The following is a 24,783-nucleotide window of genomic DNA, read 5'->3' on the forward strand; positions in this document are numbered from 1 at the left end:
GCAGGACGGATGACCATCTCGTCCACTGTGGACACCCCGGACCGGGACGGCGCGGTCTACCTGATGACCGACGAGCTGGAGCACGCCGTGCGCATCGCGCTGGCCACCGGCCGGCCGCTGCTGCTGCGCGGCGATCCCGGCTCCGGCAAGTCGTCGCTCGCGCCGTACATCGCCCGGCAGGAGGGCTGGCGCTTCTACAAGCACGTGGTCACCGCCCGGACCCAGGCGCAGGACCTGCTGTGGACGTTCGACAGCGTGCGCCGGCTGGGCGACGCCCGGCTCGCCGACGGGCAGCGCGGCAAGTGGCACGAGCACAAGTACATCGACCCCGGCCCGCTGTGGTGGGCGTTCGCGCCGCGGTCGGCCGCGCTGCGCGGCTCGCACCCGCAGGACGGGATGCCGGTCAAGGACCGCGCGGTGGACAAGGGCAACCGCTCCCCCGCGTTCCCCGACCACGCCGTGCTGCTGATCGACGAGATCGACAAGGCCGACCCCGACCTGCCCAACGGCCTGCTGGTGCCGCTGGGCAGCGGCGAGTTCCACGTCACCGAGATCGACCGGACGATCGCCAAGGAGCCGCCCACCGCCGAGGTCGAGCCGCCCGGCACCGCGTTCACCGCGCCCGGCCTGGCCCGGCACCTGGTGGTCGTCACCACCAACGAGGAACGCGAACTGCCCCGCGCGTTCCTGCGCCGCTGCGTGGTGGCGTGGCTGCCGGAACCGGACCCCCAGCGGCTGGTGGCCATCGCCAGGGCCCACCACAGCAAGGCGGACGAGGAGCTGGCGGGCGACCTGGCGCGGAGGCTGGACGAGGCCCGCGGCGAGGCCAAGGGCAACGGGCAGCGCCCGCCGAGCACGGCGGAGTTCCTGGACGCGTACCGGGCGTGCCTGCGGCTGGGCATCCGGCGGGACACGGCGACCTGGGAGGAACTGCTGAAGCTGACCCTCCTCAAACCCGACCATGTCCACTGAACCGGCCCCACCCGGCACGGGCGCGATCTGGGTCGGCGACCTGGCCCGCGCGGCGCACGTCCTCGGCATCACCGACGCGGGCAAGCTGCGAACGACGGCCGCCCTGCTCGGCCTGGTCGCCGTACGAGAGCGGCCCGTGACCCCGATCGTCGTGGAGCACGTCGCGGTGGAGGTGCCGGTGACCGTGGTGGGCGACCTCCCCGGCGATCCGCCGCTCCCCGAGCAGCCGGACGCCCCGGCCGACACCACCGCTGACGCTCCCGGACAGGCCTCGACGCCGGCCGCGTTCCCGACCATCCCCGACGTCGCGTGGACCACCGAGGAGCACGAGCCGGACGTGTGGCGCCGGGTGAAGCCCGTCCCGGAGCCCGAGGAACGCCACCTGGACGCCCGTCCCCGGCACGTCAGCCTGCTGTCGCCGCGCTCGGAGCGGGCGATCCTCCAGACGATGCTGTCCCGGCCGGTCCCGGACGGCAAGGTCGACATGCCCGCCCTGGTCGACTCGATCGCCCGCGGCCTGCCGATCCGGGCGCTGCCCCGCGAGAACGTGCGGACGTCGCGGTTCGGCGTGCAGGTGCTGGTGGACGTCGGGCCGGCGATGGCCCCGTTCGCCACCGACCAGCGGGCGCTCGTGGACCAGGTCCGGGCGGTGGTCGGCAAGCACGCCACCGAGGTCCGGCACTTCGCGGACAGCCCGCTGCGCGGGGTGTGGCACGCCGACGGCGACGTGGCCGGCCCGTACCACCCGCCCGCGCCGGGCTGCCGCGTGCTGCTGCTGTCGGACCTGGGCCTGGGCGGCTCGCCGCTGGAGCGCCACCGGTCGCGGCGGGCCGAGTGGGCGAGGTTCACCACGATCCTGCGCTGGCACGGCTGCTCGCCGATCGGCCTGCTGCCGTTCCCGCCCCGGCGGTGGCCGGGCTGGCTGCGCGCGCTGCTGCCGCTGGTGTGCTGGGACCGCACGACGACCGTCAGCGGAGCGCGCGCGAGGTCGTCGTGGGACTGATCGCGACCCGGCTGGAGGAGACCCTCGCCGAACACGACTTCCCCGACCTGCCGGGCGACGTCCAGTTGGCCGTGATGCTGAGCTGCGCGACCCGCATCGAGCCCGAGCTGATGCGGGCCATGCGCCTGACCACGTTGCCGCTGCTGGACGTGTCGGCCGAGTCCGACCTGTGGTTCGGCGACTGGATCGGCAGCCGCTCGCCCAGTGGCGTGGCGTTGCGGCGCGACCTGCTGCCCGCCTTGCGCGGCGCGCTGCGGGTGCGGCTGGGCACCCCGCCGGCGGACCGGGTGTGGCAGGTGCTGGCGAATGCGCACGACCACTGCCTGTCCCCCGCGCTGCGCCTGGAGGAGCGCATCGTCCAGTGCGTGCTCACCGACGTGGACCCGGAGCCGAAGTTGCGGTCGGCGCTGTACTCGCTGGCCGTCGAGGGCCGTGCGGGTCTGGCGGACTGGCTCTACGGCGGGTGGCACCGGCTGCCGGCGGCGGCGCGCGCCAAGGTGTCGGGGTGGCTCCTGCACGCGGTCGCGAACCAGGAGCTGGCGGAGGACGCGCTGGAGTCGGCGAGCCCGCCGGAGGACATCCGGGCCGGGCACCTCCGGCCGGTGGCGGACGCGTTGGGCCGGCGGCGGCTGTGGCTGGCGTGGCAGGGCGACCTGGTGGACATCGGCGGCACGCGGACGGCGGGCAGCACCTGCCTGGACGTGCCCGACACCGAGCCGGCGCTGATCGACCTGCTGGACGAGCAGGGCCGCTACCTGCGCACGGTCCGCGTCCCGTCCGGCGAGGTGGTGTCGGTGAAGTCGCCGGCGGGCGACTTCCGGGGACGCTCCGGCACCGGGCTGGTGCTCACCATGCGGCGCGGCGACCTGGTGGACCGGGCCCCGAACCGGCACAGCCCGCTGCCGAGCAGGCTGCTGGCCGACACCGAGCGGTTCCCGCCGGCCGGGCGCGACGGGGCGCAGGCGGAGCTCGCGGCGTGGTTCCTGGGCGGCGGCGGGGTGGGCGTCCGCCTGCTGCACGGTCCGCCGGGCACCGGGAAGGGCCAGCTCGCGCACGTGCTGACCACCATCGCGGGCAACCAGGCGTGGGAGGTGCGGCGTCCCGCGAGGCCGTCGGCGGTGCCGTTCGACGCGCCGGCGAACCTGCTGCTGGTGGTGGACGCCCCGGCGTGGCCCCCGGCCCGCCTGGCGAAGCTGGTGGCGCGGCTGCGCCCGCCCGCCCGGGTGCTGGTGCTGGCGCGGGAGAACCACGCCTGGTGGGAGGCGGCCTGCCACCTCCTGGCGTCCGAAGTGGACGGTGTCGTGCTGACCGAGCAGCTCCTGCCGCCGATCAGCGACCCGCTGGCGGCGTACGCGGCGACGGTCCGCGAGTTCTCGCCGCGGGTGGACACCCGGTCGGTGCCGGTCTCGGTGCGGCGCGCCAGGTCGCTGGACGTCATCCACATGGCGGCGGTGGCGGCGGCGCTGGGCGCCGCGGACGAGCGCGGCGAACTGGCCGACCACCTGCTGGACCGCGAGGTGGCGGCGTGGCGGGCGGGGGTGGAGGACAAGGTCGGGCTGGCGATGGTGGTGCTGGTCGCGACGCTGGCGCACCCGCTGTCCCGGTGGGGTGCGGCGGAGGCGTTGGTGCGCCTGGGTGTCGCCCCGGACGCGGCGCGGGCGGAGACGCTACTGGCGCGGTACGAGGAGCGGTACCCGGCGGCCGAGCGCAATGTGGTGGAGCCGCTACGGCCGCTGTGCCTGGCGGACGCGCTGGTGGAGCGGGCGGTGAACGGGCGGGACGTGCTCGGGCTGTCCGGCGGTGTGGCGTGGGCGTTGTTCCGGCGGTTGCTGACCGGCGGCGGCGAGGTGGCGGCGAGCGCCCTGCGGACGGCCGTGATGACGTGGCCCCGCGAAGACCTGCTGGACACGCTGGCCGCCGAACACCCGGACCTGCTGGTGCACACGTCGGACGCGGTGTTGGCGGAGTTCGCGGCGCACGCGCGGATCGGGTCGCTGCACACGTTGTGGCAGCGGGCCTTGTCCCTGTCGCACGACGAGGACAGCGCGCTGGGCCTGGCGCTGGTGATGGAGCGGCTGGTGGACGTGCTGCCCGAGTCGGGCGGCCGGTCGGCGCTGGCGGAGCGGTACGCGGCGGCGGGGCTGATCTGGCGGGCGGTGCGGGCGATGGAGCGGACGGCGGAGACCTTGCGGACCCGCGCGGCGGCCGACCCGGTGTCCTACCGCCCGGCGTTCGCGGACGCGTTGTGCCTGTACAGCAGGCTCCTGCTGGCGGCGGGCCGGCACCAGCGGGCGATCGACGTCGCGCAGGAGGCCATCTCGGTGTCGTACTCGCTGGGCCGGTTCGCCTTGACCGGCCACCAACAGGTGCTCGCGTCGGCGCTGCTCGACTACGGGGCGCGGCTGTCCTCGCGGGGCGACGGCCGGGACGCGGTGAGCGCGACGGCCGAGGCCATCCACATCTACCGCGTGCTCAACGGTCTGGACGCACACCGGTACGACGCCGAACTGGCATCGGCCCTCCGGCGGCAGGCCGACCTGCTGGTGGCCGACGGCGAGACCGCGGCGGCGCTGCGTGCGCTGCACGAGGCACTGGACCTGCTGCGCCCGTTGGCCGAACGCCTGCCGGCCGTCTACCGGGAGCACGAGGCGGCCACGCTGAGCAGCATCCGCGCGCTCGGCTGAAGCCGCCGGCCGATTATGCAACTGGTTGCACAGCGCGCCGTTGCACCAGTACCTCGTGCTGCGCGGCGGCATCCGCGCCGAGCAGGGGCTGGTCGAGTGGTGCGACGAAGGTGCCGGCGGCGATGCGGGAGGACGACCGGCGATGACCGACTACCCGAACCTGTTGCGCCCCTTGGACCGGGGCTTCACGACCCTGCGCAACCGGGTGCTGATGGGCTCGATGCACACCGGCAACGAGGACCGCTTCAAGGACTTCGACCAGCTCGCCGAGTACTTCGCCGAACGCGCCCGGGGCGGCGTCGGCCTGATGGTCACCGGCGGCTTCTCCCCCAACCGGGCGGGCTGGTTCTACCCGTTCTCGTCCAAGCTCTCCACGCACCGCGAGGCACGCCACCACCGCGTGATCACCGACGCCGTGCACGAGGCGGGCGGCAAGATCGCGGTGCAGCTACTGCACGCGGGCCGGTACTCGTACCACCCGCTGTCCGTCTCGGCGTCCGCGATCAAAGCCCCGATCGGCAGGTTCCGGCCACGCGCGCTGTCGGACCGGGGCGTCCGGTCGCAGATCGCGGCGTTCGCGCGCAGCGCCGAACTGGCCCGCGAGGCCGGGTACGACGGCATCGGGATCATGGGCTCCGAGGGCTACTTCATCAACCAGTTCCTCGCGCCGCGCACCAACCGGCGCACCGACCGGTGGGGCGGCAGCGCGGAGAACCGGCGGCGGATCGCGGTCGAGATCGTGCGGCGGTGCCGGGACGCGGCCGGGCCGGACTTCATCATCGTGTACCGGCTCTCGATGCTCGACCTCGTCCCGGACGGGCAGACCTGGGACGAGGTCGTCGCGCTCGGCCGGGAGGTGGCGGCGGCCGGCGCGGACCTGGTGTCGATGGCCCGGCCGTTCCTCGCCGACCCGGAGTGGGTGCGCAAGGCGGAGACCGGGCGGGCGGACGAGATCAACACGTGCATCGCGTGCAACCAGGCGTGCCTGGACCACACGTTCGCGCTGAAGAAGGCGTCCTGCCTGGTGAACCCCCGCGCGGGCCACGAGACCACGCTCAAGCTGCTGCCCACCCGCCGTGCCAAGCGGGTCGCCGTGGTGGGAGTGGGTCCGGCCGGGCTGTCGGCCGCCGTGACGCCGGCCGAGCGCGGGCACTCCGTCGAGCTGTTCGAGGCCGAGGACGACATCGGCGGGCAGTTCGCCATCGCGCGGCGGATCCCCGGCAAGGAGGAGTTCGCCGAGACCATCCGCTACTACCGGCGGCGCGTCGAGCTGACCGGCGTGCGGCTGCACCTCGGTCGGCGCGCCACGGCGGACGATGTGGCGGGCTTCGACGAGGTGGTGGTCGCGACCGGTGTCGTGCCGAGGGTGCCGGCCATCCCGGGCATCGAACACGCGCTGTCCTATGTGGACGTGGTGCGCGGCGGCGCTCCGGTCGGCGCGCGGGTGGCCGTGATCGGCGCCGGCGGCATCGGGGTGGACGTGACCGAATTCCTCACCCGGTCCCCCGCGCTCTCCGTCGCCGAGTGGCGTGCCGAGTGGGGGCGCGTGTGCTGGAGGTCGACACGGTGGTGGTGTGCGCGGGTCAGGAGTCCGTGCGCGATCTCGCCGACGTGTTGGCGGCACGAGGTGTGGTGACCCACGTCATCGGCGGCGCGGACATCGCCGCCGAACTGGACGCCAAGCGTGCCGTCGACCAGGGCACGCGGCTGGCGGCGACGATCTAGGCGGCTCCGGGGTTCCGGGCGGCGGCCGATGGGGCGGACACGGCGTTGTCCACGACCGGCGGGGCCGGCACGGCGCTGTTCATGGTCGGCGAGCCCGCTGCGGCCGGCACGACACAGGTCACGGCCGGTGAAGCCCACTACCCGGGGCTGGTGGCGGACGGCGGCGTGTCGTAACGCAGGATTTGCGGTATGAGCCGACCGTTCACCGCAGAGGACCTGCGCCGCTGGGAGGCGCACGCCGTGCCGGCCTGGGTCTACAAGGGCGTGCTGCTGGTCGGCTGGGGCGTGGCCTTCGGCTACGCCGTCACCACGACGTCCGGCTGCACCCCGGCCGCGCCGTGCTACCCCGACCCGTGGCTGTCCGTGTTCGCGGCGGCACTGCTGGCCACACCCGTGCTGCTGTGGCGGGAACCCGTGCTCGGCTGTGCGCTGGGCGCCGGCTTCGGCCTGGTCGAAGTCGTGTTCGAGGCGCACGAGGGCATCCGCCTGGCGTTCGGGCTGCACGGCTTGGCGTGCGTGGCGGTCGCGTTGTGGCTGGTGGAGGCGCGGCGGGCGCAACACCGGGTGTTCGGCGGGATCAGCCGACCCGTCCTGGTGCCGCACCCGACGCCCGTGCGGTTCACCGGGCGGTCGGTGGTGGCGGTGCTGATGCTGCTCGTCGGCGTGCTGGCGCTGGGGAAGTACGCGGTGGACTCGACCGACGCGGCCGAGCACACGGCGGCGGCCGTGCGGGTCAGCGGCACCGTCGTCACGGTCGGCGAGTACGACGTGACGCTGGAGCTGCCGTCGTCCCGCCGGACGTTCGACGTGCTGGTCCCGGCGTCGTACGCGGTCGGCATGGACGTGCCGGTGCTGGTGGACGGCCAGTGGGCGGAGCTGGTGGCCGAACCCGAGGACGTGACGTTCCCGCTGACCGTGATGGCCCTCACCCTGGGCATGGCGGCCTTCCTGCGCCTGCGCGACGTCGCCGGCCGCCGGGCGTGGCAACGCGTCTTCGCCACCCCGTCCCCGTCCGTGGAGGTCCTGGTCCGCGCCGACCCGCGCGGCCGGGCGGTGCTGCACACGGTGGACGGCAAGCCGTTCGGCTCGATGCCGGTGTCGAGACCGTTCGAGGACGACCGGATGCTGGCGGTGGGCGACCTGAGCTACGGCGGCTGGGTCGTCCTGGTGGGCGCGGACACCGTCCTGCTGCCCAACCGCCCCTTGCGCCCGTACCACCGGACGGTCCCCCGCTTCGACGACCCCGGTGAGGAACTCCTGGGCGTGGCCCTGGAAATCCCACCGCTGCCCTTCCCGGTGCAGCCGCACCACCGGGACGTGGTCGCGAGCCGCTGGCTCTTCGCCGCCGCCGTGTTCCTCACCGCCGGCGCGGCGACCCTGGACGGCCCGATCGTCCTGACCGCCCTGTGGACGGCCGGCACGTGCGCGGTGGCGGGCTGGGTCCGTGGCCGCCCGTCAGCCGTCTTCCACCAGGACCACGCCACCGTCCGCTCCTGGCTGCGCACCTACCACGTGCCGTGGTCGGCGGTGACCTCGATCCGCCGCGACGGCGACCGCCTGGTCCTGGAACTCGACTCGGGAGCCCGCTTCACCCTCGCCCAGAGCCGCCGCCCGGTGACCGAACTGGGCGCCATCGCCCGCCGCCTGCACGACACGTCACCCCACGGCGGCGAGCTGACCTCCCGCTTCGGCGGCGCGCTGCCGGTGGCGCTGTTCTTCACCCTGGCGGCGGGCGCGGTGCTGTTGCTGACCTGAGCACACGACCGCCCGAAGCCAGGTGCCCCCAGGCTGACCGGCGTGGAGGTCTGCTCCGGCCGGCGCGTGCCGGACAACCCGTTGGACCCGCGGTGAGACGGGTCCAACGGGTCGGCGACTACTTCAGGCCGTAAGCGCGGATGATCGTCTGCTCGACCGCGTTGCCGTCCTTGTCCTTCGCGGACGCCCGGAGCGACACGTACTTCGCCCCGGCCGGGTGCGACACCGCCGCCAACCAGCGCTCACCCAGCTTCACCAGCGGCACGGGCTTCCAGGACGCGCCGTCGTCGTAGGACACCTGCACGGAAGTCCGCACATCACCCGGCTTCACCGCAGCGTTGCGCTGCACGTACACCGGGAACGCGAACGGCCGGCCGGCGGCGGCGCGGTTCCGGTCGTCCAGGACCGGCGCGAACCGGACCGCCAGCAGTGGCAGTCCGGCCGGGGTTGCGCCGGCCACGGTGTCCGACTCGAACGTCCAGGTCGCGGACACGTTGGTGGACAGCTCCGACACGCCCGCGCGATGCGCCTCCGTGTGCAGCTCGAACGTGCCCTTGCCCGCGGGCACGACCGCCCGCACGCTGCCCGCCGACCCCGACTCGCCGACCGGCGCACCGTTCCGGTGCAGCGTCGTCCGCGCCTTCACGGTCTCCGCGAACCCGTAGCGGTTCGGGTCCTGGTCGGTGAACATCGGCACGGACACCCGCACCTCGTCACCCAGCCGCGCCGCCCACTCGTCAGGCCTTGCCATGTAAGGGAAAGCGGGACCGTACACGGCCATGTTCCACTTCTCCGCCACCGGCCGCCCGGCCTGGAACCGCCGCGGCGCGGCCGTCTGCTGGAACGACTCCGGCGGGAACGCGTTCGCGGCCGTCATCACGGCGAACGAGCCGTACCAGTCGAGACCCGGCGAGTAGTGCTCGGTGATCCGCAACGGCAGCGGCCCGCCCGCCATGAAGTCGCGGAAGCCGCGCTTGTCCGCCGCCGACGACGCGCTCAGCGAGTTCACCCTCACCAGGTCGCGGTCGGCGAACCGGCGGGACAGCGCGGCCGGCACCCCGCCGTCGTGCGACCAGCCGACGTAGTACTGGTAAGGACTGCCGACGTAGCCGCCCGCGCCGTCCGGCTCCGCGAGCTGCGCCGTCACCGCGAACGTCGCCCGGTCCGGCGCGGAGGTCTTCGACGGCGCGAACAGCAGGCCCTCGAAGTCGTTGCCGATGGTGCCGCTGCCGGTGTCGCCCCACTCCGTCTTCATGTCGAAGAACGTGGTCGCGTAGCCGACCTTCGCGTTCGGCTTGTCCACGGCCACCTCGATGGTCTTCCCGGCACGGGCGTCGAACACCAGTTCGGCGGGACCGTCGACGGTGATGGCGGGCTCGATGAAATTCGTGATCAGCCGTTCGTCGCCGAGGGTCTGCACGTAGGAGTCGAAGTAGAACGTGCCCTTCGGGATGCGCGCCGTCACGGTGCCCGACGGGTCGTGCCGCACGTACGCGCGCGGATGGACGACGTCGACGAACCGGAAGAAGTACTCGGGCGTGGGCGATCCGTCGTGGTCCAGGAAGCTGAGCTTCACGTCGTAGCTCTCGACTTCCTTGGTGACGCCGATCGGCGTGCGCACCGCCGTGTCGCCGCCGACCGCGACCAGCGCGCCGCTGTAGATCCCGTCCGGGCCGTCCAGCGACGTCTTCACGGTGACCGCGACCTCGGCCGACGAACCCGGCGCGACGGTGATCTCCGCCGGCGTCACGGCGACCATGCCCGCCGGTGCGGCGTTGCCCGCCGGGTCCTTGACGTCCGCGGCGACGCGCAGGGTCAACGGGGCCGTGCCGTCGTTGCGGTAGCCGATCTTCCGCTCGATCGGCGCGTCGTCGTGGTGCGGCCACAATGCCGTGCCGAGGCTGAGCGTCGACGGCGACGCGTGCACCGGCTGCCGTGCCGCGCGGGTCACGTCGACCCGGCCCGCGCCCTGCTCGTACACCGACAGCGCCGGGTTCGGCTTGGCGCTGCCCATCAACGCGCCCTTGAGCTGCGCGGCGGTCCAGTCCGGGTGCTGGGCGGCCAGGATCGCCGCCGCGCCCGCGACGTGCGGGGTGGCCATGGACGTGCCGGACAGCGCGACGTGCGCGTCGCCCACCGGGTTGCCGATGGTGCCGTTCTTGGCCTTCGCCGCGACGATGTCCACGCCCGGAGCGGTGATGTCGGGCTTGATCGCGTCGTCCAGCCAGCGCGGACCGCGGGACGAGAACTCGGCGAGCCGGTCGTCCCGGTCCACCGCGCCGACGGTGAGCGCCGCGTCGGCCGCCGCCGGGCTGCCGATCGTCTGGTCGGACGGCCCGCTGTTGCCCGCCGCGACGACGAACAGCACGCCCGTGTCGGCGGTGATCCGGTCGACCGCCTGGGACATCGGGTCGGAGCCGTCGGTCGGCCAGGCGCTGCCGAGGCTCATGTTCACGATGTCGGCGCGCGCCGCGGCGGCCCACTCCATGCCGGCGATGATGTCCGACTCACGGCCGCCGCCGTGGTCGCCGAGCACCTTGCCGACCAGCAGCCTGCTGTCCGGCGCGACACCCTGGTACCGGCCCGCGCCGGTGATGGTGGCGGCGACGTGCGTGCCGTGGCCGACGCGGTCGTCGGTGTCGGCGCTGTCGCTGAAGTTCTTCGCCTCGACGACCGCCCCGGCGAGGTCCGGGTGGGTCGGGTCGACACCCGTGTCGAGCACGGCGACGGTCGCGCCCTGCCCGGTGTGCCCGGCCCGCCAGGCGTCCGGCGCACCGATCTGCGGGACGCTCCGGTCGAGCGTGGCCCGCACGGGGCCGTCCAGCCAGACCTTGTCGACGCCGGCCGCCCGTGCGCCGGACCAGAACGCGGTGGTCTTCGCCGCGTCGAGCGAGTAGCCGCCGACGCTGGGCAGCGCGCGCACGTCGGCCGCGCCGGCGATCCGCGTGCCGCTCGACGTGACGATCAGCGGCGTGACGGGGCTGGACCGGTCGTCGTACCCGGCCCGGATCAGGCCGGTGACGTCGAACAGCCGCTCGTCCAGCCGCCCGTCCCGCACCGCCGGCGCGGCGTCGGAGGGCACGACGTGCAGGTCGCCCCGTTCGTCCTTGCGCTGGAGGAAGAACACGTCCGCCCGGCCCTGCCCCGGCCGCACCTGTGCCCTCCCTCCCCGCACCGTGACCTGGTCGCCGGTCACCAGCGTGACCGTGCCCTCCGGTCCGCCGGGTGCGGCGCGCTCTTCCGCGTGCGCGGTCGCGGAGCCGGTCACAGCGGTCATGGTCGCCGCCGTCACCAGGCCCGCGACCAGGAGTGGTGTTCTCCTGCGGGTCATGTGGACCCTTTCCCTCACCGTGGCGGCACCTGGTCGGCCGCCACTCCCCTCGGTGACTAAGACACCGCAGAGCGCTATCTCGTTGCTCGTCGGCCGAAGTTGTCCGTATCGACTGGTGGCCCCCGGCCGGCTCCCGGCCGGTGACCGGCGTCTCACCGACCGGCGTCTCACCGACCGGCGCGGTCATTCCGCTGTCCGGCCGACGCAGCCGCCGGCCCGTCGCCGATAGCGTCCGGAGCAGGGCCGCCAACGTCTTCCCCATTCGGAGCGACCATGCCCCAGTCCCGCCTCCTCATCCCCTTGCTGCTGGTCGTGACCCTGCCGCTGCCGGCCACTCCGGTAGCCCACGCCGCCGACCGCGTGACGACCATCGAACTGCCCCCGCTGCCCGGTCGGACGAGCGCCGACCCGGTGGGCGTGAACGACGCCGGCCAGATCGCCGGCGCGAGCGCCGGACACGCCGTGCTGTGGCACCGCGGCCAGACCACCGACCTGGGCCGCGGCCACGCGACCGCGATCAACCGGCGCGGGCAGGTGCTCGTCCTGGAGCAGTTGAGCGGCAGCGGCCCGTACGTGCAGCACCCGAGGATCTGGCACAACGGCGCCACCACCGACATCGCGCCCGAGGGTGCGGGCTGGGTGAGCGCGACGGCCATCAACGCCGACGGCGTGGTGCCGATGACCTATTCGACGTCTCCGTACGGCTACCACCAGGACGCGTCGTCGCTCTGGAAGGACGGCCGCCTGCTGGGCCTCCGCGGGGGCGGCCCGCACCTGAGCGTCCCGGTGGTCAACGACCGGGGCCTGGTGGCCGGCACGCACCTGCCGATGTCCGGCACGGACAGCCACGCGTTCCGCTGCCAGGAGACCTCCTGCGCCCGCCTGGCCGCGGCCCCCGGCGACGGCGGGTACCAGGTGTCGGCGGCCAACGAGTCCGGCGTCGTCGTGGGCGCCCGCGCCACCCTGCCGCTGCGCTGGGAAGGCGACACCGTGACCGTGCTGCCGGGCGGCGTCGGCGAGGTCTCCGCGAACCCCCAGGCGATCAACGAACGCGGCGACATCGTGGGCTGGACGCAGGACGCGGCGGGCGTGCGGCAGGCGACGGTGTGGCGCGGCGGCCGTCAGGTGGTGCTGGAGGTCCCCGGCCCGGCCGAGGCCGTGGCGATCAACGACTCGGGCGACATCGTGGGGTGGAGTTCGTCGTCCGGGCAACGCCGGGCGTTCCTGTGGCGGCACGGCCGTGCCGCCGACCTGGGCACCTTGGGCGGCGCGTACAGTGTGCCGGTGGCGTTGAACAACATCGGCGTCATCGTCGGCCGGTCCACCGCGGCGGACGGCACCTACCGCGCCGTGAAGTGGCAGGTCCGCCTGGACTGGCCCACATCGGTCGGGTGATCACCCGGGCGATCCGGTCCGGGCCGGACAACGCGTTCCGGCCGGGACCGGGTCGTCCCCGACGTCAGCCGGTGTTGATGTCCTCGTGGCCCCGACCGCGCAGCAGGTCTTCGCGGGCCCGCGCGACGCGGGAGCGCACCGTCCCGATCGGGCACCCGCACACCTCGGCCGCCTCGGCGTACGACAACCCCAGCACCTGGGTGAGCAGCAACGCCTCCCGGCGTTCCGGAGCCAGCCCCGCGAGCATCAGGTTCAGCTCCACGACGTCCTCGAACCCCGGCGCGCGGGAAGCGGACCGCTGGGCGTCGGACACCTGCTGGACGTCCGCCGACCAGGCGATCGCGGGACGGGCGCCGGTGGCGCGGATGTGGTCCACGACGGTGCGGCGGGCGATCGACAGCAGCCACGTGCGGGCCGACGAGCGGCCCTCGAACGCCGGCAGGCTGCGCAGGGCCCGCAGGTAGACCTCCTGCGCCAGGTCGTCGGCCCGGCCCGGGTCGGTCAGGTGGGCGACCAGCCGCCAGACGTCGCGCTGGGTGGCGCGGACGAAGCTCTCCAGCGCGGCACGGTCACCGGACCCGGCGGCTAACGCCCACGTGGTGACCGTGTCGTCAGCACCGCGTGAGATCGACACAGTCGATCAGGCTAGTGCACCCCGCCGTGGGAACTTCTACGCCCACTTGGCCGACAATATGACCGTGGACTGCGAGACCTGTCGGGAGGCCCTGTCGGCGCGGCTGGACGACGAGCGGGAGCCGGCGCCTGCCGCCGACACCGACGCGCACGTGGCCGGGTGCGCCGCGTGCCGGGAGTGGCAGGACGGCGCGGCGGCGTTGACCAGGTCATTGCGGCTGCGCCCCGCTTCGGCGACGCCCGATCTGGTCGACGCCGTGCTCGACAATGCCGTGCTCGACAACGCCGTGCTGGACCCCGCGTCGCCGGTTCCGCCGAAGGCGACGCGTGGCTGGTACCCGCGTGCCGCGCTGGCCGGGGTCGCGGTCGCGCAGATCACGTTGGGGCTGGCGCAGGTGCTCGGGCCCGGCGCCGCGCCGGACCTGGCGGGGCACGGTATCCACGGTGCGAGCGGGAACCACCTGTTCAACGAGAGCACCGCCTGGAACCTGGCGCTGGGCCTGGGCCTGCTGTGGACCGCCCTCCGGCCGCGGGCCACCACCGGGATGCTGCCGGTGGTGGCGGGGTTCGTGGTGGTGCTGGGCGCGTTCTCGGTCCAGGACCTGGTGGCCGGTCAGGCGACCGTCCAGCGGGTGACGTCGCACGCGATCCTGGTGCTCGGCCTGCTGCTGCTGGTGGTGGTGCACCGGGGACGCCGCGATCCGGACGGCGCGCGGGTCGCACGCCCCCGGCCGGACTCGCCGGACGGGACGGCGGAGGACACCTACCCGGAGCCGGCGGCCGAACGCCCCGCCCGGCCGAGGCTGCGGCCGGTGAGCCGGCGGCGGGCGGCCTGATCACCTCGAACCGACCGGGGTGGCCGCCGAACGCTCCTGTGCCGGCGACGGGCGCGCCGGACCACGACAGACGGCTGGCCGCTTCCGACCACCGCATCGACCACTATGCACCCACGCGGGAAAGCGCTTTCCGCCGCCGGAGTCAAGCTGCGGGTGCTAGCGGATCAGTTCCCGCAGCCGGTCCACCGGCAACCCGGGTGAGCGGCGGCCGTTGCGGCCCACCATGGTCGTGGCGGCCACCAGCGCGTTGAGCACCGCCTCCTCCACGGCGTGCACGACGGCGGCGAAGAAGTCGTCCATCCGGTTCCACGGCACGTGCCGCAGGTGGTCGTAGTCCGGCTCGCCGTGGGGGAACGCGGACGGCGTCTGGGTGCCCGCGTTGCCGGTGGAGAAGGCCAGGAAGATGTCGCCCGAGAAGTGCGACCCGGTGGTGCCGGTGCGCGCCAGGCCGAGCGGCACCCGCCGCGCCAGCGCCGTGCACTGGCCGGGCAGCAGGGGCGCGTCGGTCGCGACCACGGCGATCACCGAGCCCGCGCCGGGCGGGAACGCCCAGTCGCCGTCCTCGATCGGGTTGTCGTCGGCCAGCCGCTCGCCGACCGGCACGCCGGCCACCACGAGTTCCTTGCGGGAGCCGAAGTTCGCCTGCACGAACGCGCCGACCGTGTAGGTGTCGGCGCCGTAGGGCACCACGCGGGACGACGTGCCGCTGCCGCCCTTGAACGCGTAGCAGTTCATCCCGGTGCCGCCGCCGACCGAGCCCTCGGCGACCGGGCCGGGGCGGGCGTTGTCGATCGCCGCCACCGCGTGCGCGGGCTGGAGGTGCGGACCGTTGATGTCGTTGAGGTAGCCGTCCCAGGTCTCCGCGACGACGGGCAGCAGCCACTGGTCGGCGACCAGGGGCTTCTCCCGCCCCACCCACTCGATGACACCCCGGTGGCACGGCCCGACCGCGTGCGTGTTGGTGATCAGCACCGGCAGCCGCAGCGAGCCGGTCTCGCTGAGCAGGGCCGTGCCGGTCATCTCGCCGTTGCCGTTCAGCGAGAACCAGCCCGCCGTGCACGGCACGTCGAAGTCCGCCCGGCCGCGCGGCAGGATCGCCGTCACGCCGGTGCGCACCGCGTCACCCTCGATCAGCGTCGTGTAGCCGACTTCCACACCGGGCACGTCGGTGATCGCGTTGTGCGGCCCCGGGTCGCCGGGCAGTCGCAGTCCGAGGTCACGTGCGCGCATTCACGCCTCCAGGTCGCATCGGGTGGCATCGGCCGCGTGGGCCAACAGGATCGCCTCGGCCTGCGGGGTGGTGAACGTCGGCACGGCCTGCGTGATGTGCAGACCGAGGCCGTCCTCCAGCGCCACCAGGCCGCGCGCGATGGTGGTCGCGTCACGGGTCAGGTCGAACACGCCGGTCGCCGCGCCGGCTTCGAGGATCGCGGTGTAGAGCGCCACCTGGCGTTCGCACAGCCGGATGTGCTGGGCGGCGTAGGCGGGGTCGCGGCGGGCGTGGGCGCCGAGTTCGTAGATCAGCACGCACAGCTCGTCGTCCTGCCCGGTGGGCAGGCCCGCCCGGATCGTGTCCACCAGCCTGCGGCGCAGGTCCGGTTCGCGGCGGGCCGCCTCCTCGCGGTCGACGCAGAACCGCTCGATCGCCTCCCGCTGCACCTCGTAGAGCAGGTCGCCCAGGGTCGGGAAGTAGTACAGCACCGAACCCGGCGACATGGCCGCCTGGTCGGCGACATCGCGCAGGCGCAGGTCGAGCACGCCCCGGTCCAGGACGGCCTGGCGGGCGGCGGCGACCAGCTCACCGCGCTTCTCGTGGGCCCGGCTCGGTCTCGGCATACTCCGATTCTTCGGGTGATCTTCAAAGAATGCAAGTGCGGTGCACCGAAACACACTCGTAGCCGAACATGGTATTGACGTAGACCTCGCCGAGTTCTTTGATGACCAGTCAAAGAACCGACCGAGGAGACCGCCATGCCGGATCCGTCGTCGCCCTCCCCCACCTCGTCCGACCGCACGTCCGTACCGAAGCCCGACCCGGCCCTGCGCCGGGGGCTGAAGGTGCTCGGCACCCTGCTGATCACGCTCTCGGCGATCTCCCCCGCGTCCTCGGTCTTCATCATCGCGCCGGGCGTGGTGGCGCAGGCGGGCAGCGGGGCGTTCTGGAGCTTCGTGATCGCGGCCGTGGTGGGCGTCTTCATGGCCTTCGTGTACGCCGAGCTGGCGTCGGCCTACCCGCTCAGCGGCGGCGAGTACGCGATCGTCGGCCGGACGCTGGGCAAGCTGCCCGGCTTCGTGACCCTCGGCCTGCTGATGGTCACCCAGCTACTGATCATCGCGGTCATCGCGCTGGGCGTCGGCACCTACCTGGAGGTGCTGATCCCCGGTCTGAACGGCCCGCTGGTGGCGGCCGTGACGACGGCCGGCGCGACCGTGCTGGCGGTGTTCGACGTGAAGCTCAACGCGTGGATCACCGGCGTCTTCCTGGTCATCGAGCTGATCGCGCTGGCCGTGGTGAGCGCGCTGGGCCTGTTCGACCCGGCCCGGCCGCTGGGCGAGCTGCTGACCGCCCCGGTGGCCGCCGGCGCGGACGGCGTGGTCGGGCCCGCGGCGTTCGGGCTGATCACCGCGGCGGCGGCGGTGGCGATCTTCTCCTACAACGGCTACGGCTCGGCGGTGTACTTCGGCGAGGAGACCGCGAACGCGCACCGCGGCATCGCCCGCGCCATCCTGTGGGCGCTGGCGATCACCGTCGCGTCGGAGCTGATCCCGGTCACCGCCGTGCTGCTCGGCGCGCCGTCGCTGGAGGAGCTGTTCGCCGCCGACAACATGATGAGCTACTTCGTCACCGCGCAGGCGGGGTCGACGGTGAACACGGTGATCAGCCTCGCGGTCGCGCTGGCGATCCTGAACGCCGTGCTGGCGATCATCCTGATCACGTCCCGGATGGTGTTCAGCACCGGCCGGGACGCGGCCTGGCCGGGCACCGTCAGCCGGGCCCTCGCCGCCATCCACCCGCGCACCGGCACGCCGTGGATCGCGACCATCGCCACCGGCGTGTTCGCCACCGCGCTGTGCTTCGTGGACAAGGACCTGCTGCTCGTCGTGACCGCCACGTCCATCGTCGCGGTGTACGCGGCACTGTGCCTGGCGGTGCTCAACGGACGCCGCAACGGGTCCACCGCGCACGCCGCGTACCGGATGCCGTGGTTCCCGGTCGCTCCGGTGCTGGCGCTGGCCGCGCTCGCGTACGTGGTGTGGCAGAACGCGATGGACCCGGTCATCGGCCGGCCCAGCCTCGCGATCACGGCCGGGATCGGCGTCGCCGCCGCGCTCTACTACCTGCTGGTGGTGCGCCGGCGCGGCGTGTGGGAGCTCAAGGGGCCGGACGACGAGAGCTGAGCCCTTCCCTGCCCGGTAGCGGGAGGAACACGCAAGCCGTCCGCCCACGACCACCTGACTCAACCGAGCACGGCGACGTGCGCATGGAACGCGTGGGTCGCCGGGTGCGTGGGGGTGCGCGGCCACACCAGGCGCACGGTCACCGGTTCGGCGTCCGCCAGCGGCAGGTAGCGGATGTCGGGGTGCGGGTGGCTGTGGCCGGTGGCCTCCGTGGTGACGCCGACCGCGTCACCGGTCGCGATCGTGGTCAGCCACTCGTCCACCCCCGGCACCTCGAACGTGCTGGGGCGCGCGCCCTCCGGCCACAGGTCGGCGCTGGTGGTCGCGGCCGCGGCGCACAGCGCGACCGGCTGGTCGGCCAGGTCGGCCAGCCGCACGGCGTCCCGCCCGGCCAGCGGGTGGTGCTCCGGGACGGCGGCGATCCGCTGCTCGCCGTACAGCGCGCGGTCGGCGAGCGTCGGGTCGACGGGCGCGGCGCGCATGAACGCCACGTCCACCTCGCCCCGGCGCAGCGCGACCTCCGGATCCTCACAGCGGCGGACCTGGAGGGGCGTGTCCGGGTGGGTGTCCCGCCAGCAGCGCAGCAGCGGCACGGTGTGCCGGCCCAGCGCCGCCCAGCCGAACCCGATGCGCAGCGGGCGCGGACCGGCCGTCGCCTCCGACAGCGCGTCGTCTAGCTGGTTGAGGATGCGGTGCGCGTGCTCCCGAAGCCGTTGGCCCGCCTCGGTGAGGGCGAGCCTGCGGGTGGTGCGCTCGACCAGCCGCGTGCCGAGCCGGTGCTCTAGCTGCTCCAGGGTACGGGACAGCGCGGGCTGGCTCACGTGCAGGGCGATCGCGGCGTCGGTGATGGTGCCCTCGTCGCCGATCGCGGCCAGCGCCCGCAGGTGCCGCAGCTCCACGTTCATAATCACCGAGCATAAGTGCTCCACGGGAAGCATTTCCCTCGCCTCGTGGACCACCCCTAGCGTCAGCGGCATGAAGATTCTGCTCATCGGGGCCTCCGGCACACTCGGCACGGCCGTGCACCGGACGCTCACCGGCCGCGGCCACGAGGTCCGCACCGTCGGCCGCCGCGCGGGCGACCTGCGCTACGACATCGCCGAGCCCTCCCGGGTGGCCGAGCTGTATGACGCGGCGGGGCCGGTGGACGCGGTGGTCAGCGCGGCCGGCGACGTGCCGTTCAAGCCGTTGGCGGAGCTGACCGCCGACGACTTCCGCGCGGGCTTCCACGGCAAGGTGCTCAGCCAGGTCGAACTGGTCAGGCAGGGCGTGTCCCGGATCGCGGAGCGCGGCTCGTTCACCCTGATCACGGGCGTCCTGGCCCGCGAGCCGATCGTCACGGGCAGCGCGGCGGCGATGGCGAACGGCGCGGTGGAGTCGTTCGTCCGCGCCGCCGCCGTCGAGATCGCGCCCCAGCGCGTGAACGCCGTGAGCCCCACCGTGTTCACCGAGAGCGTGCCCGACTACGGCGACTTCTTCCCCGGCATGCCGCCCGTCGACCTCGCGGTCGTCGCCCAGGCCTTCGTGCGATCGGTGGAAGGAGCGCAAACCGGCCAGGTCTTCATTCCCTAGGCGGCCGACGCTCCAGGATGGACACCACCCGCGCCCGGGTGGCGTCCCGCTCCGGCACGTGCGACTCCGGCGTCCGCGCCGTGACCGTGCGGAACAGACCGGCGGGCACCCGGCACTGCCGGATGAGCAAGGTGTCGTCGATCCCTTCCTGCGCCAGCAGTTCCACCGCCCGGGGCAGCAGCGAGGGCTGTTCGATGGCCGCCACCAGACCCGGTTCGCTGCGCCGCCAGCCACGGGTCGAGATGGTCGTCATGGCGTTGCGGTAGGACACGTCGCCGAGCCGCCCCAGCCACCGGGCGCGGTAGAGCAGGGCCTGGATGCTCACGCCCCACTGCTCCTTGAGCCGCGCGAGCGTCGGCCACACCGCGCCGCCCATCGAGGCGGGCAGCAGGTCGCGGACCTGGTCGGCGGGCATCAGCAGCTCCGCGGCGAACCGGTGGGCCTGGTCCTCCACGGCCCGGCCGCCCGGTTCGGCGTCGCCGTGCATGACGAGGTGGCCCAGCTCGTGCGCCACGTCGAACCGCTGCCGGTAGTAGTCGTGCTTGACCGGGTTGAGCACCACCACCGGGCGCAGCCCGCTGTCGAACGAGTACGCGTCCACGGACGCCGCCTGCGGCGGGCTGAACACCACCAGCACGCCGTGGTTCTCCAGCAGCCGCACCAGGTGCCCGCACGGACCCGGCCCGATCCCCCACCGCTCGCGGACCAGCCGCGCGGCGCGTTCGGGGCCGTCGCCGGCCGGGTCGTCCACCGGCACCGGCAGCGCCGGCACGGCCGGCTCGGGGAACTCGACGTGGCGTTCCAGGCTGGCCACCACGTCCACCGCCACCTGCCCGTACGCGAACGCCTGGTCCCGGGCGAGCTGGCTGGTGGAGCGCAGCGACCGGAAGTGCGGCGTGGCGCTCAGCGCGGCCACGTCGTCGGCGCGCACGGCGAAGAAGCCGGGGTCCACGGACAGGCTCAGCGCGAGCTGCGCCACGGTCGCGGCGGTGGGGCGCTTCGCGCCGGACTCCCACGCCGCGACGGCGGTCGGGCTCTTGTCCACCCGGCCCGCCAGGTCGCTCTTCCGCAGTCCCGCGAGCCTGCGGGCGAGGGTGAGCCGGGATCCGTCGAACAGGGGGGCGACCTCGGCCGCCGGCGTGCGAGGGCTCACCGCTCACCGCTGGCGCGGCCGTCGCGCTGCTCGGCACGGCCACGCAGGCGCACCGGGGCGTCCGGCGCGGTGTCGGGCGCGATCGGCGTCGGCTTCGCGGTGCGGCGGCTCCCGCCGGCGGCGGGCGTCCGGAGGACGTCCGTGCGCCACGTCCACGCCGGGCCGCCGCCCGCGTTGAGCCGCGCGCGGCCGAGGATCAGCTCGGCCTGCCTGCTGACCGGGTCGAGGCTGTGCGCGACCACGAAGGTGTCCAGGTCGAGGCTGCGGGTGGCGAGCGCGAACAGGCCGCCGACCTCCTCCTCGGCGAAGTGCTCGAACAGCGACGGCTGCGCCGGGTGCGGCTCGCGTTGCAGCGCGACCCGCTGCTTGGTCGTGCTGCGCCGGGCCCAGGACAGCTCGTCCAGCTTGCCGAACTCGCCTGCCGCGAGCAGGAAGCGCCGGTCGCCGACCGCCCAGCCGGGGCTGTTGTTGAGGTTGGACCGCCGCACCGCGCCGGGCGCGACGCGCGGCATGGTGTCGATGTCCCGCCCGGACAGCCTCGCGTACAGCTCGTCCAGCCCCGAGTCCTCCTCGGGCGCGGCGTACCGCTCGCAGTGGAAGACCCGGTCCAGGCGGTTGCGGAACAGGGTGAACCGGGTGTTGCCGAGCCAGGCCGCGTCGTGGCCGTCCGCCTCGGAGAAGTCCTCCAGCGCCCGGGTGGTCGCCGACAGGTACGCCCAGCGCAGACCCGCGAGCACGCCGGCGGCGCCGAACTCCGCGACGACCTCCTGCTGTTCCGTCATGCGTCAAACCTACCCGGAAACCAGCAAATCGTGCGTGAAACTGAACCGGCTCGGCGTGTCGGCGTGTCGTGGGTCCGCTGCCCCCTCCGGTCCGGAGCCCGGCGCTCACCCTCCGTCCACAAAGGCCGGTCGGCGGTGGGCGGCCCTGTCGGGACAACGGAGACAAGGGTTAACGTCTGGTTTGTTGCCTGTTGCGCCGGCCGACCTGGCATCCCCCGCATGACGACCCGCCGCACGTTCCTGCTGGGCACCGGTGCCGCCGCCGCGAGCACCCTGGTCCCCGCGCCCGCCCTCGCCGCGCCGGACAGCTTGGCCGCCGGTCGGCCCGGCGTCGGCGGCGACCGGTTCACGATCGCGGTGATCCCCGACACCCAGTACCTGTTCGACCGCGACCGGGGCGACGCCGAGCCGCTCGACGCGGCGCTGCGGTACCTGGTCGGCCAGGACGACATCGCGTTCGTCGCGCACCTGGGCGACCTCACCGAGAACGGCCTGAAGAGCGAGATCGAGGGCATCGGCCACTCGTTCCGGGCGCTGGACCGGCGGCAGGTCGGCTACAGCGTGCTCGCGGGCAACCACGACCTCGACGCCCGCACCGACGACCAGCGCGGGCGCACCCCGTACCTGGACGAGTTCGGGCCGCACCGCTTCCGCGCGTCGCCGACGTTCCGCGGAGCCAGCCCGGACGGCTACAACAGCTTCCACGTGTTCCGGGCGGCGGGCCGGGAGTGGCTGGTGCTCGCGCTGGACTGGCGCATGTCGGAGAAGGGCTTCACCTGGGCGCGCGGGGTCCTCGCCAAGCACCCGAAGCTGCCGGTCATCCTGACCACGCACGAGCTGGCGGACGCGGGCGAGGCCGGGAACGCCGAGCTGTCCGACTACGGCCGGCGGCTGTGGGACGACCTGATCAAGGACAACGACCAGATCTTCCTCACCCTCAACGGCCACTTCTGGCCGCCCGCCCGTGCCGTCCTGCGCAACGCGGCCGGCAACGACGTGCACGTGCACATCACGAACTACCAGGACCGCTACTACGGCGGCAGCGCCATGATCCGGCGGTACGACTTCGACCTGGCGCGCAACACCATCGACGTGCGCACGTTCTCCCCGTGGCTGCTCGCCAAGAGGTCGCTGAACACGTTGGAGCGCAGAGAGATCGAGCTGACCGGCGACGCCGACCGGTTCAGCGTGCCGATCGACTTCGCGCGGCGGTTCGCGGGCTTCGCGCCGGTGCCGGTCCGCCCGGCCAGGCCCGCGCGGGACGTGCTGGTGCCCGGCACGGTCGCCTACTGGCGGTCCGACTCGCTCAAGGACCTGTCCGGCAACGGCAACGACCTGCGCCAGGTCGGCACGCTCACGGCCACCGACGACCACCACGCCGACTCCCCGGCTCACGGCAGCCGGTTCTTCGACAAGAACGGCTACCTGTCCACTGTCGACGGTGCGCCGCTGAACCGGATGACGTTCGAGCGCGGTTACACGATCGAGACGTTCATCAAGCTGCCCGCGGGCTTCGACCACCCGTGGTGCGGCCTGTTCACGAAACTCGCGCCGGGCGCCGCCGCCGGCAAGACCGGCGACGACCCGAGGGAACCGCTCGGCACGCTGAACGTGGCGGGCGGCGGCGCATTGCAGTGGGCGGTGTTCCCGAGGAACCAGGCAGGCTCGTCCACCAACTGGGGCCACGAGATGGACGAGGAGACCTGGTGGCACGTGGCGGTCGTCAACGACGGCCGGCACACCAGGCTCTACGTCGAGGGCTCGGAACTGCTGCGCAACCCGTCCACCCCGGCCACCGGCATCTCGACGGCCGGCGACCCGTGGCTGGTCGGCGCGTACGCGTACGACCGGGTCGTCGAGAAGTCCTACCACGGCTGGCTCGGCGACCTGCGCGTCGTGGACCGCGCCCTGCCCCGGGACAGGTTCCTGACCGCCCGCTAGTTTCCGCACAATTCGGGAAAGGGGTTCCCCCGGACGGAAGCACTGCGTCACGCACCGGTGCGGACGCGGCGGCCGGTGTGACCGGACCGGGGGAAAAACGTCGCCGATCGGGCTGCGGGCCTTGCTGTGCGCTGTCGTCCGGGGCGAATGTGGGCCATGGAATTGGCAGCGCTCGACCTGCTCAGAGAAGGATTGCCGGACAGTTCCGCGCCGCGTCGGCGGATCGTCGTCGTCGGCGCGGGAATGGCCGGTTTGACGGCCGCTCTGCTGTTGAAGGAAGCCGGCCACGAGGTGACCATCCTGGAAGGCCAGAATCGGCTCGGCGGGCGGATTCTGACGCACCGGGGATTCGCCGGGAACATGTACGGCGAGTTCGGCGCGATGCGTTTCCCGCTCCAGCACCCGCTGGTGCAGTGGCTTATCCAGGACAAGTTCGGGCTGGCCACCCGGCCGTTCCCGATGTACGACGAGGACACGTTCGTCTACCTCCAGGGAAAGGGCGTCCGCCGCCGGGACTTCGACGCCGGCCTGTTCAACTTCGACCTGCGGCCGGACGAATCCGACAAGACGCCGCACGAACTGCTGCGGCACACCGTCCAGCCACTCGTGGACATCATGGAGCACGAGGACGAGGACAAGGCGTGGCACCGCCTGCTGGAGGACTACGACAAGTACACCCTGCTCGGCTATCTCAAGGAACGCGGCCTCGGTGACGGCGCGCTGGCCATGCTCGGCCCGCTGTTCAACCTGGAGGGGCGGTACCACTTCTCGCTCGTCGAGTGGTTCTCGCACTACTACGAGGACGTGTTCGGCCAACTCGTCTACATCGAGGACGGGGCGGACTCGCTGCCGCGGGCGTTCGAGCCGTACCTCATGGACGACATCCGGTTCGGCGCCCAGGTGCACGCCATCGACCAGACCGACACGAACGTCCGCGTGCACTTCCGCACCGGGCGCAGGACGCAGGAGATCACGGCCGACGAGTGCATCGTCACCGTGCCGTTCGCGAGCCTGCGGCACATGGAGATCCAAGGGCTGGACCCGGACAAGTGGTACGCGATCCGCAACACCTACTACGGGCGCGCGCACAAGCTGTTCATGCAGTTCAGCGAACGGTGGTGGGAGAGCTCGTACGGCATCACGCACGGCCTGACGGTGACCGACCTGGCCATCCGCAACATCGTCTACCCGCCGGCGGGCCAGGACACCCGGTTCCGCAAGGGCGTGATGATCGCGTCCTACTGCTGGGAGCAGGACAGCATGCCGTACACGCCGCTGGCCGGTGACGAGTGCGTCGCGCAGGCGCTGGAGGACCTCGCCAAGATCCACCCCGAGGCGCGGGACACCTTCGAGTTCGGCGTCTACAAGGACTGGGCGCTCGACTGGTTCGCCTGCGGCATCGGACCGCTGTACCGCGCGTTCGAGATGAGCGAGGCGTTCTACGACGACGTGATCCGGCCGGTGAACCGGGTCTGGTTCGCCAACGACGCCTGCGACCGCCGCCACCGGCGCTGGGTGGAGGGCGCGTTGAAGGCCGCGATCAAGAACGCCTACGCGATCCACACCGGACTGCGGGACGAGATGCCCTGGAAGGACTGAACG

The 24,783-nt window shown here is 73.2% G+C and carries 18 protein-coding genes and 2 pseudogenes; 13 read left to right on the forward strand and 7 right to left on the reverse strand.

Annotation, left to right across the window (positions count from 1 at the left end):
• The first annotated feature begins 9 nt into the window (after positions 1–9).
• The 7 genes and pseudogenes from ACQPZF_RS27955 (at position 10) to ACQPZF_RS27985 (ending at position 8,139) form a co-directional block, all read left to right on the forward strand.
• A complete protein-coding gene (locus tag ACQPZF_RS27955; RefSeq protein ID WP_433261858.1) occupies positions 10–972 on the forward strand; it encodes an AAA family ATPase in 963 nt (320 codons plus the stop codon).
• On the forward strand, positions 962–1,975 hold the full coding sequence (locus ACQPZF_RS27960) for a hypothetical protein (protein WP_433261860.1): 1,014 nt from the start codon (positions 962–964) through the stop codon (positions 1,973–1,975). Before ACQPZF_RS27955 ends, ACQPZF_RS27960 begins: the two co-directional genes overlap by 11 nt.
• The gene (locus ACQPZF_RS27965) at positions 1,966–4,659 is read left to right on the forward strand and encodes a hypothetical protein (RefSeq protein ID WP_433261862.1); all 2,694 of its coding nucleotides are present in this window, start codon (positions 1,966–1,968) and stop codon (positions 4,657–4,659) included. Before ACQPZF_RS27960 ends, ACQPZF_RS27965 begins: the two co-directional genes overlap by 10 nt.
• A 40-nt stretch (positions 4,660–4,699) precedes the next feature.
• Positions 4,700–4,756, forward strand: a pseudogene (locus tag ACQPZF_RS27970) (PadR family transcriptional regulator); the annotation flags it as partial.
• Positions 4,757–4,801: 45 nt separating this feature from the next.
• Positions 4,802–6,384 (forward strand): annotated as a pseudogene (locus ACQPZF_RS27975) (FAD-dependent oxidoreductase).
• A gap of 45 nt (positions 6,385–6,429) precedes the next feature.
• Positions 6,430–6,558, forward strand: a complete 129-nt coding sequence (locus ACQPZF_RS27980) for a hypothetical protein (RefSeq protein WP_433261864.1) — start codon at positions 6,430–6,432, stop codon at positions 6,556–6,558.
• Between the two features lie 15 nt (positions 6,559–6,573).
• On the forward strand, positions 6,574–8,139 hold the full coding sequence (locus tag ACQPZF_RS27985) for a PH domain-containing protein (protein ID WP_433261866.1): 1,566 nt from the start codon (positions 6,574–6,576) through the stop codon (positions 8,137–8,139).
• A 118-nt stretch (positions 8,140–8,257) separates the two neighbouring features.
• On the opposite strand, the gene ACQPZF_RS27990 is transcribed toward ACQPZF_RS27985, so the two are convergent.
• Positions 8,258–11,470 carry a S8 family serine peptidase gene (locus tag ACQPZF_RS27990; protein ID WP_433261868.1) on the reverse strand — a complete coding sequence of 1,071 codons (3,213 nt, stop codon included), beginning with the start codon at positions 11,468–11,470 and terminating at the stop codon, positions 8,258–8,260.
• Between the two features lie 273 nt (positions 11,471–11,743).
• Here ACQPZF_RS27990 and ACQPZF_RS27995 point away from each other — a divergent pair, with 273 nt between their 5' ends.
• The gene (locus ACQPZF_RS27995; RefSeq protein ID WP_433261870.1) at positions 11,744–12,865 is read left to right on the forward strand and encodes a hypothetical protein; all 1,122 of its coding nucleotides are present in this window, start codon (positions 11,744–11,746) and stop codon (positions 12,863–12,865) included.
• Positions 12,866–12,929: 64 nt separating this feature from the next.
• On the opposite strand, the gene sigC is transcribed toward ACQPZF_RS27995, so the two are convergent.
• A complete protein-coding gene (gene sigC / locus ACQPZF_RS28000) occupies positions 12,930–13,499 on the reverse strand; it encodes an RNA polymerase sigma factor SigC (RefSeq protein WP_433261872.1) in 570 nt (189 codons plus the stop codon).
• 64 nt (positions 13,500–13,563) lie between these two features.
• On the opposite strand from sigC, the gene ACQPZF_RS28005 reads away from it, so the two are divergent.
• Positions 13,564–14,334 carry a zf-HC2 domain-containing protein gene (locus ACQPZF_RS28005; protein WP_433261874.1) on the forward strand — a complete coding sequence of 257 codons (771 nt, stop codon included), beginning with the start codon at positions 13,564–13,566 and terminating at the stop codon, positions 14,332–14,334.
• Between the two features lie 156 nt (positions 14,335–14,490).
• Here the strand turns inward: ACQPZF_RS28005 and ACQPZF_RS28010 are convergent, their stop codons facing one another.
• Positions 14,491–15,564: a P1 family peptidase gene (locus tag ACQPZF_RS28010; protein ID WP_433261876.1), complete on the reverse strand. Its 1,074-nt coding sequence runs from the start codon at positions 15,562–15,564 to the stop codon at positions 14,491–14,493.
• Positions 15,565–16,170, reverse strand: a complete 606-nt coding sequence (locus tag ACQPZF_RS28015) for a TetR/AcrR family transcriptional regulator (protein ID WP_433261878.1) — start codon at positions 16,168–16,170, stop codon at positions 15,565–15,567.
• Between the two features lie 135 nt (positions 16,171–16,305).
• Here ACQPZF_RS28015 and ACQPZF_RS28020 point away from each other — a divergent pair, with 135 nt between their 5' ends.
• Positions 16,306–17,733: an APC family permease gene (locus tag ACQPZF_RS28020; protein ID WP_433261880.1), complete on the forward strand. Its 1,428-nt coding sequence runs from the start codon at positions 16,306–16,308 to the stop codon at positions 17,731–17,733.
• Between the two features lie 59 nt (positions 17,734–17,792).
• Here ACQPZF_RS28020 and ACQPZF_RS28025 read toward each other — a convergent pair whose 3' ends face one another.
• Positions 17,793–18,638 carry a LysR family transcriptional regulator gene (locus tag ACQPZF_RS28025; RefSeq protein WP_433261882.1) on the reverse strand — a complete coding sequence of 282 codons (846 nt, stop codon included), beginning with the start codon at positions 18,636–18,638 and terminating at the stop codon, positions 17,793–17,795.
• Positions 18,639–18,708: 70 nt separating this feature from the next.
• On the opposite strand from ACQPZF_RS28025, the gene ACQPZF_RS28030 reads away from it, so the two are divergent.
• Complete coding sequence (locus ACQPZF_RS28030) at positions 18,709–19,305, forward strand: short chain dehydrogenase (protein ID WP_433261884.1); 597 nt, start codon at positions 18,709–18,711, stop codon at positions 19,303–19,305.
• Here the strand turns inward: ACQPZF_RS28030 and ACQPZF_RS28035 are convergent.
• Both ACQPZF_RS28035 and ACQPZF_RS28040 read right to left on the reverse strand, forming a co-directional pair.
• The gene (locus ACQPZF_RS28035; RefSeq protein ID WP_433261886.1) at positions 19,295–20,458 is read right to left on the reverse strand and encodes a helix-turn-helix domain-containing protein; all 1,164 of its coding nucleotides are present in this window, start codon (positions 20,456–20,458) and stop codon (positions 19,295–19,297) included. The genes ACQPZF_RS28030 and ACQPZF_RS28035 overlap by 11 nt on opposite strands.
• Positions 20,455–21,240, reverse strand: coding sequence for a hypothetical protein (locus ACQPZF_RS28040; RefSeq protein WP_433261888.1), 786 nt, complete (start codon positions 21,238–21,240; stop codon positions 20,455–20,457). The genes ACQPZF_RS28035 and ACQPZF_RS28040 overlap by 4 nt, the downstream gene beginning before the upstream one ends.
• 219 nt (positions 21,241–21,459) lie before the next feature.
• On the opposite strand from ACQPZF_RS28040, the gene ACQPZF_RS28045 reads away from it, so the two are divergent.
• Together ACQPZF_RS28045 and ACQPZF_RS28050 are read left to right on the forward strand one after the other, a co-directional pair.
• On the forward strand, positions 21,460–23,181 hold the full coding sequence (locus tag ACQPZF_RS28045) for a LamG-like jellyroll fold domain-containing protein (RefSeq protein ID WP_433261889.1): 1,722 nt from the start codon (positions 21,460–21,462) through the stop codon (positions 23,179–23,181).
• A 156-nt stretch (positions 23,182–23,337) separates the two neighbouring features.
• Positions 23,338–24,780, forward strand: a complete 1,443-nt coding sequence (locus ACQPZF_RS28050) for a flavin monoamine oxidase family protein (protein ID WP_433261890.1) — start codon at positions 23,338–23,340, stop codon at positions 24,778–24,780.
• Positions 24,781–24,783: the final 3 nt, after the last annotated feature.

This window comes from Actinosynnema sp. CS-041913 (assembly GCF_050942485.1).
Classification (GTDB): Bacteria; Actinomycetota; Actinomycetes; order Mycobacteriales; family Pseudonocardiaceae; genus Actinosynnema.